General features: G+C 69.7%; 7 protein-coding genes. All 7 read left to right on the forward strand.

Going from position 1 to position 9,934, the window contains the following annotated elements; all coding sequences use genetic code 11:
* The first annotated feature begins 1 nt into the window (after position 1).
* The 7 genes from pstA (at position 2) to ABEA33_RS22210 (ending at position 9,880) form a co-directional block, all read left to right on the forward strand.
* Positions 2-1,237, forward strand: coding sequence for a phosphate ABC transporter permease PstA (pstA, locus tag ABEA33_RS22180; protein WP_345529236.1), 1,236 nt, complete (start codon positions 2-4; stop codon positions 1,235-1,237).
* Positions 1,234-2,871 carry a substrate-binding domain-containing protein gene (locus ABEA33_RS22185; RefSeq protein WP_345529238.1) on the forward strand — a complete coding sequence of 546 codons (1,638 nt, stop codon included), beginning with the start codon at positions 1,234-1,236 and terminating at the stop codon, positions 2,869-2,871. The genes pstA and ABEA33_RS22185 overlap by 4 nt, the downstream gene beginning before the upstream one ends.
* A complete protein-coding gene (locus tag ABEA33_RS22190) occupies positions 2,868-5,507 on the forward strand; it encodes a hypothetical protein (protein WP_345529239.1) in 2,640 nt (879 codons plus the stop codon). The genes ABEA33_RS22185 and ABEA33_RS22190 overlap by 4 nt, the downstream gene beginning before the upstream one ends.
* Complete coding sequence (locus tag ABEA33_RS22195) at positions 5,504-6,493, forward strand: sortase (protein WP_345529240.1); 990 nt, start codon at positions 5,504-5,506, stop codon at positions 6,491-6,493. Before ABEA33_RS22190 ends, ABEA33_RS22195 begins: the two co-directional genes overlap by 4 nt.
* A gap of 86 nt (positions 6,494-6,579) precedes the next feature.
* Positions 6,580-8,175: an Ig-like domain repeat protein gene (locus tag ABEA33_RS22200; RefSeq protein ID WP_345529241.1), complete on the forward strand. Its 1,596-nt coding sequence runs from the start codon at positions 6,580-6,582 to the stop codon at positions 8,173-8,175.
* A gap of 108 nt (positions 8,176-8,283) precedes the next feature.
* Positions 8,284-9,129 carry a phosphate ABC transporter ATP-binding protein gene (locus ABEA33_RS22205; RefSeq protein ID WP_345529242.1) on the forward strand — a complete coding sequence of 282 codons (846 nt, stop codon included), beginning with the start codon at positions 8,284-8,286 and terminating at the stop codon, positions 9,127-9,129.
* 10 nt (positions 9,130-9,139) lie between these two features.
* Positions 9,140-9,880 carry a lytic transglycosylase domain-containing protein gene (locus ABEA33_RS22210; protein WP_345529243.1) on the forward strand — a complete coding sequence of 247 codons (741 nt, stop codon included), beginning with the start codon at positions 9,140-9,142 and terminating at the stop codon, positions 9,878-9,880.
* Positions 9,881-9,934: the final 54 nt, after the last annotated feature.

The raw sequence follows: 9,934 nt of genomic DNA on the forward strand, positions 1-9,934 counted from the left end.
GATGACCCTGGCTCCCGAGGCCGACGTCCCCCAGACTGCTGGCGACGTCGTCGGTCAGACCTTCCTGCCCCGGTACGACGACGACGCAGCCCCCGTCGTACCCCGCTCCTCGCTCGGTCGGCTCACCGCCGACGAGAAGTTCGTCCGCATCGGCAGTGTGGTCTCCGGACTCGCGCTGGCCTGGCTGATCACCCAGCGGCTGCTGCCGCTGGAAGGACTGCCCTGGTTCGTGATCGTGGCGTTCGCGTGCACGCTCGCCGTCACGTGGGTGACCGCGGCGATGACCGACGGCGCCGTGCACGCCCGTGACCGGTTGGCCGCGACCGTGATGACCACGGGCGCGGCGCTCGTCGGCATCGTGCTCGTCAGCGCGGTCGTCTTCGTGGCGGTCAAGGGCTGGGGGGCGCTGACCCACCTCAACTTCTTCACCGACGACATGTCGGGCGTCGGCCCGAAGGACGGCTTCGACCAGGGCGGCGTGCTGCACGCCGTCATCGGGTCGCTGATCCAGGTCGGCATCGCGGTGGCGATCACCCTGCCGCTCGGCATCGGCACCGCGGTCTTCATGACCGAGGTCCCTGGGCGCTTCGCGAAGATCGTGCGCACCGTGGTCGAGGCGATGACGGCGCTGCCCTCGATCGTGGCCGGCCTCTTCATCTACACGGTCTTCATCGTCGCGCTGGGCTACCCGCGCTCGGGCCTGGCCGCCGGCCTGGCGATCTCGGTGATGATGCTGCCGATCATCGCGCGCGCCTCCGACGTCGTGCTACGGGTCGTCCCCGGTGGCCTGCGCGAGGCGAGCCTCGCGCTCGGTGCCAGCCGCTGGCGCACCGTCTGGCACGTCGTGCTGCCCACGGCCCGCCCCGGCCTTGCCACCGCGTGCATCCTCGGCATCGCTCGCGGCATCGGCGAGACCAGCCCGGTGCTGCTCACCTCGGGCAACGCGCAGTTCGTCGTGGTGAACCCGACCGACGGCGTCATGAACTCGCTGCCGCTCTTCGTCTACTCCCTGGTCCGCACCGGCGAGCCCAACGCCGTCGCCCGCGCCTTCGCCGGCGCCACGGTGCTGCTCGCCGTCGTGATGGTCCTCTTCGTCACGGCTCGCCTGATCGCCCGGCCGAAGCGGACCAAGACGCCCCGCCGTACCCGTCGTCCCGCCGTGGACGTGGTCATGGCCGACCCGCTCGTCGAGATGGGCCCGGTCGCCCCGCCCGCACGCACCGAGGAGAACCCGTGATCCGCCCCGTCCGAGCCGTCACCCGCGCCGCCCTGGCCATCGCCCTGGCGATGAGCCTCCTGGTCGGCGCGTCGACCTCGGCCCACGCCACCGTGTACGCCCAGATCGAGGGCACCGGCTCCACCTGGTCCGAGCTCATCCTCCAGCAGTGGATCGCCGACGTCGACGCCAACGGCATGAAGGTCGTCTACACCGGTGGCGGGTCGACCAAGGGTCGCAAGGACTTCTCCCAGGCCAGCACCGACTTCGCCATCTCCGAGATCCCCTACCAGGGCACCGACGAGCGCGGCCAGGCCGACACCAGCAACGGGCGTCCGTACGCCTACCTGCCGATCGTCGCCGGCGGCACCGCCTTCACCTACCAGCTCAAGATCGGCAACGACCTGGTGCGCAACCTGCGGCTGTCCGGCGAGACGTTGGCGAAGATCTTCACCAACCAGATCACCAACTGGAACGACCCGGCGATCACCAAGGACAACAACGGCCGGAAGTTCCCGTCGCTGCCGATCATCCCGGTCGTGCGCTCCGACGGCTCCGGTACGACGGCGCAGTTCACCACCTGGATGGACAACCAGTACCCGAACATCTGGCGGCCTTACTTCGGCCAGTCCGGGCTCACGTCGTACTACCCCAAGAAGGGCGACCGGATGGTCAGCCAGGCGGGGTCCGACCAGGTCATGAACACGATCAAGGGCTTCGCCGGCAACGGGATGATCGGGTACGTCGAGTACTCGTACCCCATCAATGCCGACTACCCGGTCGTCAAGGTCGAGAACAAGGCCGGCTACTTCGTCGAGCCGACGCAGTACAACACCGCGGTCGCGCTGACCAAGGCGAAGATCAACCAGGACAAGAGCAGCAACCTCTACCTGACCCAGATCCTCGACGGCGTCTACGCGAACGCGGACCCGCGGTCGTACCCGATCTCCTCGTACTCCTACATGATCATCCCGACGGGGGCCGACGACCCGCGGATGTCGACGGCGAAGCGGCAGACGCTCGCCGACTTCATGTACTACTCGCTCTGCGCCGGGCAGACCAAGGCCGGGCCGTACGGCTACTCGCCCCTTCCGCTCAACCTGGTGCAGGCCGGCTTCGAGCAGCTCGCCAAGCTGAAGACGGCCGACGCCAAGGTCGACCTCACCGACCGAGACGTGCGCTCGTGCAACAACCCGACCTTCGACGGCAAGAACCTCAACCGCAACGTCCTCGCCGACAAGGCTCCCCAGCCGGCCGCGTGCGACAAGACCGGAGCGGGGCCGTGCGGTACCGCCACCGGCACCAACAAGCCCAGCACCGACGCCGACGGCGCAGAAGGCACTGACGGCAGCGGCGAGGGCGACAAGGGCACCGGGGGAGGGGGGCCAGGGAACGGCCCCGACGGCGCACCAGGTGGTGACACACCACCGTCCGTCGACCCGGACACCGGTGCGGTGACGGGAGGGGGCACGACGACCACGACGGACGGTACGGCGATCTATGCCAGCCCGACCGAGCTGGCCTCGGCCCGCACGTCCGACGACAAGACCTTCGGCTGGCTCGCCGTGCTCGAGCTGCTCGGGCTCGTGCTGCTGCCGGGGCTGTACGTCGTGACGATGCGCCGCCGCCGTCCGCAGACCGGGGCACGCTCGTGAACGCCCGCCTGGGTCGCACGGCCTGGATCGTGCCGGCGGTCGTGGTCCTGGCCGTCACCGCCCTGGCCGGGGCGGGCGCGGCCGCGCCCCACCAGCTGGACGAGCCGCGCGCGCCGTACGTCGCGGCTGCGGCTCCGGAGCCGGTCGGACGGCAGGGGGCGGCCAAGGACGCCTGGAGCGAGACGAAGACGATCCAGCGGACCGTCGTCGACGCCGACGGCAGCATGCGTAGCTACCCGTTCGCGGACCCGTTCAACGTGACGGTGGACGTCGACCACACCAAGAACCTGCGCGGCCGTGAACGGGTCGAGATCAGCTGGAAGGGAGCCCAGCCGAGCGCCGGCAGGGCGAGCGACCCGTACGGCATCGGCGGTCTGAACCAGGAGTACCCCGTCGTGATCATGCAGTGCCGGGGCGTCGGCGCGACGGTCAAGCCTGAGACCTGCTGGACATCGTCGTTCTCGCAGCGGTCCCAGATCTCGCGCTCGAGCAGCGATGCGACCTGGACGCGCGACGTGCACGCCGACCCAGCCGACAAGGAGAAGGTGAGCGGGCCGACGGACTTCCCGACCGCGACCGACTGTCCGTCGATCATCCGGGAAGGTGAGTTCTACACGCACCTGACCCCGTTCGTGAGCAAGAAGGGCGTCGTCTACTCGGCCTGCGACAAGGACCACATGCCGCCCGAGGCCGCGGCCGACGCCGCGTTCCCGGCCGCGGAGATCGCCGCCTACACCGACGCGGATGGTCGCGGCTCGGTGCAGTTCGAGGTGCGCAGCGACCTCGAGAACGAGTCGCTCGGATGCAACGACAAGACAGCCTGCTCGATCGTCGTCGTGCCGATCACGGGCATCAGCTGCGACCAGGCGTCCACTACCGTCTCGAACGACCTCGCGCCTGTCGAGAAGTCCTGCCGCAAGACGGGGCAGTGGGCTCCGGGCTCCAGCAACTTCGTCAACCTGTCGGTCGATCAGGCCGTCTCGCCGTCGCTGTGGTGGGCCGCGTCCAACTGGCGCAACCGGTTCGTCGTCCCGATCACCTTCGGACTGCCGCCCGACACCTGCGACGTCCTCGACTCGCGTGCGCCGACCGGCTTCTACGGCTCCGAGCTACTCGCCCAGGCGGCGTTGCAGTGGTCGCCGGCGTACTGCCTGAACAAGAAGCGATTCAAGTTCCAGCTGAACCAGATGTCCGACGAGGCGGGGTGGAACCTGATGCGCTCCGGCGAAGGGACCGCCGCGGTCGTGTCGTCGGAGCACGAGGCGGGGACGGACCCGGTCGGCTACGCTCCGACGGCCGTCAGCGGCTTCGGCATCGGCTACCTCATCGACAAGCCTGACAACGCGGGCGAGTTCACCGATCTGCGGCTCAACGCCCGCCTGGTCGCGAAGCTCCTCACCCAGTCCTACCTGGGTTCCGGCCTCGGAGTCGACCACCCGGGGATCGGGGACAATCCCTGGGGGATCATGACGGATCCCGAGTTCATCGCGTTGAACCCGGGCCTCACGCGGAATGCGAGTGAAACGGGCGCGGCTCTGCTGTCGCTGTCGAACTCCTCCGACATCATCGAGCAGCTCACCGAGTGGATCGCGCAGGACAAGGACGCGATGGCATTCATCGGCGGCAAGTCCGACCCGTGGGGGATGAAGGTCAACCCGGCGTACCGGAAGATCGACCTCCCGACCGCGGAGTGGCCGCTGCTGGACACGTTCGTGCCCGAGACCGAGATCGAGTGCTGGCAGGCCAATCCGCCGACGTACTTCAACCTGCTGGCGGCGCCGGTCACGACCCTGGCCAAGATCTCCACGGCGCTGCTCGACTCCTGGCCCAACACCCAGACGCGCTGTGACACCGACGTGAGCACGACGCCACACACCTACAAGCTGGGCCGCGTCGATCGGCAGTCGTACGGCGCGCGCTTCATGCTCGGCATCGTCAGCCTCGGCGACGCCGCTCGCTACGGGCTGCGCACGGCGGCGCTCGAGGCCAGGAAGGGCTCGTACGTCGCGCCGACCAACGCTTCGCTTGCCGCGGCCGTCAAGCTCACCCAGCAGAAGGACGAGCTTGGCCCCTTCGTGCTCGACCAGGCCGCCGTCCGCAAGTCGCGGACGGCGTACCCGGGGACGATGGCGGTCTACACGGCGGCGCGACTGCAGAACCTGGACGAGGGCGACGCTCGCAAGGTCGCTCAGTTCATCCGGGTGTCGACCTCCGAGGGACAGCGGCAGGGCAGCGGCAACGGCGAGCTGCCCGGCGGCTTCCTGCCGATCACGGCGAAGGGTGTCACGGCGTCCTACCACGCGTCCGCCCAGGACGTCGCCGACGCGATCGAGGCTCAGAAGAAGCCCGGCGCCAAGCCGAGCGACAAGCCGAGCGAGTCCGGGGACGGTACGCCGGACGGCGGGGCCGTCACCCCGCCGGTGTCGGCTCCGACGGGCGATGAGCCGTCCGCGGCGCCGAGTGCGTCCGCGACGCCGTCGGCTGCGCCGGAGGCCACTACGATGCAGGCCACCCAGGCGGTCGGGTCCGACCTCGCCGGCGGTTTGCTCCCTGCGCTGCTCCTGATGGGCATCGTCGGCTGCGCGGCCACCGTGGTGATCCGGGTCGGCACCCCGTTCTTCCGGGGACGTCGATGACGGCCACGATGGACCACACCGCCGACCCGGGGCTGGAGCCGCAGCCGAAGCGGCTGCGCCGGGGTGCGAAGCAGAAGCCGCCGGTGCAGGCACGCAAGAGGCCACAGAAGGGAGCGCGGCGGGTGCCGGCGCCCGCGGGTCCTCCGGGAGCGGCCGAGAGCACCGCGGCGGTGCTGTCGTCGACGTTCACCATGATCGCGATCGTCTGTCTCTGGGTCGCCGTCCAGCTGCTCTTCCTGTCGTCGATCTCGCAGAACCGTGCCCAGGACCTGCTCTACAACCAGTTCCGTGGAGATCTCGCGGGGGCCACGGCGCCGGTCGGACCGATCGTGCCGCCCGGTGACCCGGTCGCCCTGATCACGATCCCGAGCATCGGCCTGGAGCAGGTCGTCGTGGAGGGCACTTCGTCCGGTGACCTGCTCGTCGGACCCGGGCACCGGCGGGACACGGCGCTGCCCGGGCAGGTCGGGACGGCGGTCGTCTACGGTCGCGCGGCGGCGTACGGCGGGCCGTTCGCCGACCTGACCGACCTGCGGGCCGGCGACCAGATCCAGGTCGACGTCGGGCAGGGCCGCAAGGTCTTCCGCGTCAGCGGGGTCCGGCGAGCCGGCGACCCGCTGCCCCAGCCGCCGGCCGAGGGCGCAGCGCGGCTGACGCTGGTCACGGCCGAGGGCAGCGGTCGCCTCGGTGCCCTCGCCCCCGAGTCGGTCGTCTACGTCGATGCCGACGCCAAGGAGGGATACCCCGCACCAGCCGGCCGAGCCGCCGCGGTGCCCGAGTCCGAGCAGTCGATGGCCCGGGACACCAGCGCGTTGCCGCTGCTGGCTCTGTGTCTGGCTCTGCTCCTGGCGTTGACCCTCGGAGTCATCGCCGCCCGTCAGCGATGGTCGACAGCGCTCGTCTGGGTGGTCGCGACCCCCCTGGTGATCGCGCTGTCCTGGGCGACCACGGACGTGGTGATGCGCCTCCTGCCCAACCTGATCTGACCTCTCGACCTCGCCGTCTCCGGACGGCGAGCAGTACGACCCAACCGCAGGATCCCAGCTCAACATCACAGGAAGTGAACCCTCAGATGTCAGCACGCAAGTCTTTCGCGGCAACTCTCGCGGCAGTAGTCGCCGGGTCCGCCCTCATCATGGCCGCCAGCCCGGCGTCCGCGGAGTACCGCAGCGACCCCGATGACACCACCGGCTTCACCCCGACGGCGGCCGACCTGATCGGCGTCGGCTCGGACACCACGCAGCACGCGATGCACCTGATCGCCGATGCGTGGAACGCCGACACCAGCCACACGTTCAAGATCGCGTCGTACGCGGCCACCGAGGCGGGCCACGCCCAGACCGCCGGCAACACGATCGTGCTCCCCGGGGGCAAGGAGGTCGCCCGGCCGAACGGCTCGGGTGCGGGCAGGAAGACGCTCCGCCTGGAGCAGGAGAAGAACGCCGAGATCGACTTCGCGCGTTCCTCCGACAAGCTGGACGTCGACGACATCGGCGCCGGTCTCAAGGCGATCCCGTTCGCGCTCGACACTGTCGTCACGGCGGTCTCGGCTTCGACGGCGTCGAACGCGCCGGCCAGCCTGACGGCGGCACAGCTCGTGTCGATCTACAAGTGTGAGTCGACGAAGTGGAACCAGGTCGGCGGTACCTCCGGTGCGACCATCGAGCCGCTGGCCCCGCAGTCCGGGTCCGGCACGGCGAAGTTCTTCAAGAGCGTCCTCGTCGCCGCGAACGGCGGCACCGACTTCAACTACGCCGGCTGCGTCACCCAGAACGACACCGTGCAGGAGCACGACGACACTCTCGTCAAGAGCAACCCCAATGCGATCGTCCCGATCTCGAAGGGCCGCGCCGACCTGAAGGGCGGCACCGTCCGCGTCGTCGGCGGCTTCGCCGAGAAGCGTGCGCTGTACAACGTCGTGCGCGGTAGCCACCTGAACAACGCCTCGATCCAGGCCGTGTTCGGTCCCAACGGGTTCGTGTGCTCGGCCGAGGCCAACAAGCTGATCGCGGACAGCGGCTTCCAGCAGCTGGCCACGGAAGCGCACGGCGGTGTCTGCGGTACCGGCGTCGACTCGACCAGTGTCTTCACCGTCAACCAGACCGTGACCACCACCACCGCTGCGACGGCCACCAGCCCCGCGGCCAACGCCGTCAAGGTCGTCGCCCGGGTCGCGGGTTCCACCGCTCCGACCGGCACCGTCTCGTTCTACGAGGGAACGACCCTCGTCCAGGGCGACGTCCCGCTGGTCTCGGGGCAGGCGACGCTGAGCAAGAGCGGTGTCGCCGCCGGTGCGCACACCTACAAGGCTGTCTACACGCCGAACGACTCGATCTTCCTGGAGTCCGAGGGCACCGCGACCGTCACGGTCGCCGCCCCGGTCGCCAAGACCAAGGTCGCCATCTCCGAGTCCTTCCCGGCCAAGGTGAAGCTCAAGAAGGCGAAGTCGGTGTCCGTCAAGGGCGTCGTCACCGTCAAGGGCGCCACCGGCAAGGTGACCGTCAAGAACGGCAAGAAGACCCTCAAGTCGGCGACCCTCAAGGGCGGCAAGGCCAGCGTCAAGCTGCCCAAGCTCAAGAAGGGCACCTACAAGCTGACCATCGCCTACTCCGGCGACGCGAAGCACCTCGGGGGCACCAAGAAGTTCACGGTCAAGGTCGTCAAGTGACCTCCTGAACGACCTGCTCCGCACCCGGCGCCGGTCCACCCCTCCCGGTGGGCCGGCGCCGGATCCCGCACCACCCACAGCACGCACCGCCGACGTACAGGAACGACGATGACCACCTCTGCCGACCACACCACCGTCATCCCGGCGACGCCCGGTGAGCCGAGCGTTCCCGGCGCCGCGCTCGCAGAGATCGAGGCCCGGGACATCACCGCGTGGTTCGGCCAGCGCAAGGTCCTCGACCGGGTCTCGTTGACGATGCCCGCGGGCCAGATCACGGCACTGATCGGGCCGTCGGGCTGCGGCAAGTCGACCTTCCTCCGCATCCTCAACCGCATGCACGAGCTGGTGCCCTCGGCGCAGCTCGGCGGCGAGGTCCTCCTCGACGGCCAGGACATCTACGACCCCGAGAGGAAGCTCATCGATGCCCGCCGGTCGATCGGCATGGTCTTCCAGAAGCCGAACCCGTTCCCCGCGATGTCGATCCGCGAGAACGTCCTCGCCGGGCTCAAGCTCACCGGCACCAAGGCCTCCCGCTCGGCCAAGGACGAGCTGGTCGAGTCCTGCCTGCGCAAGGGCGGGCTCTGGGAGGAGGTCAAGGACCGCCTCGACGCTCCCGGCGGCGGCCTCTCCGGTGGGCAGCAGCAGCGGCTGTGCATCGCCCGCTCGCTGGCCATCAAGCCCCGGGTGCTGCTCATGGACGAGCCCTGCTCCGCGCTCGACCCGACCTCGACGCGCGTGATCGAGGAGACCATGAAGGACCTCGCTCGTGAGGTCACCATCGTGATCGTCACGCACAACATGCAGCAGGCCGCCCGGGTCTCCGACACGTGCGCGTTCTTCCTCGCTTCCCAGGGCACCCCCGGCGTCATCGTGGAGCACGGGGATACTGGTGCCATGTTCCAGAGCCCCCAGGACCAGCGCACGAGCGACTACGTGCACGGCCGCTTCGGATGAGGCGCCACGCGTGACAGCTGGTCGCCTGATCGCGACGTTCGCCACCGCCCTGGTGCTCGTCGCGGGGCTGGGCTACGCCCTCTCGCAGACCGTCCTGGGCCGTCAGCCGCTGGTGGTCTCGCAGCAACCGCAGTACGTCGAGGCGCCGGCTCCGGAGACCCGGCTCGCCAAGCAGCCGGACGCGCCCTCCGCGCCGACGAAGGTCGACCCCGCCTGGGTCAGCACCATGGCCGAGCGAGCGGGCATCCCGGTGCCCGCCGTACGTGCCTATGCCAACGCGCAGCTCTCGGAGCCGAAGGGCTGCAAGGTCGGCTGGACCACGCTGGCCGGCATCGGCTGGGTCGAGTCCCAGCACGGCACGATCGGTGGTCGGACGCTCGGCGACGACGGGCACTCGTCGACGCCGGTGCTCGGGCCCGCGCTCGACGGCAAGAAGTTCGCAGCGATCCGGGCGACCCCCGAGAGCACCGCGTGGCACGGCGACCCGAGCTGGGACCACGCCGTCGGCCCGCTCCAGTTCATCCCGTCCACCTGGGAGACCTGGGGCGCGGACGGCGACGCCGACGGTGTCGCCGACCCCAACGACCTCGACGACGCGGCCTTCACCGCGGCGCGCTACCTCTGCGCCGACGGCCACGACCTCACCACGGGTGCCGGCTGGGCGGAGGCGGTCTTCGGCTACAACCACGCGCAGTCCTACGTCGACGCGGTCTACGCCGCGGCGTCGTCCTACGCGGACCGGACCGACTAGAGCGTGTCTCCCATATCTTGAGTGAGGCGCGCTGCAGTCTGAGTTCGTGATGAA

The sequence above is a fragment of the Nocardioides endophyticus genome (assembly GCF_039543845.1).
In the GTDB taxonomy this organism is placed as follows: domain Bacteria; phylum Actinomycetota; class Actinomycetes; order Propionibacteriales; family Nocardioidaceae; genus Nocardioides; species Nocardioides endophyticus.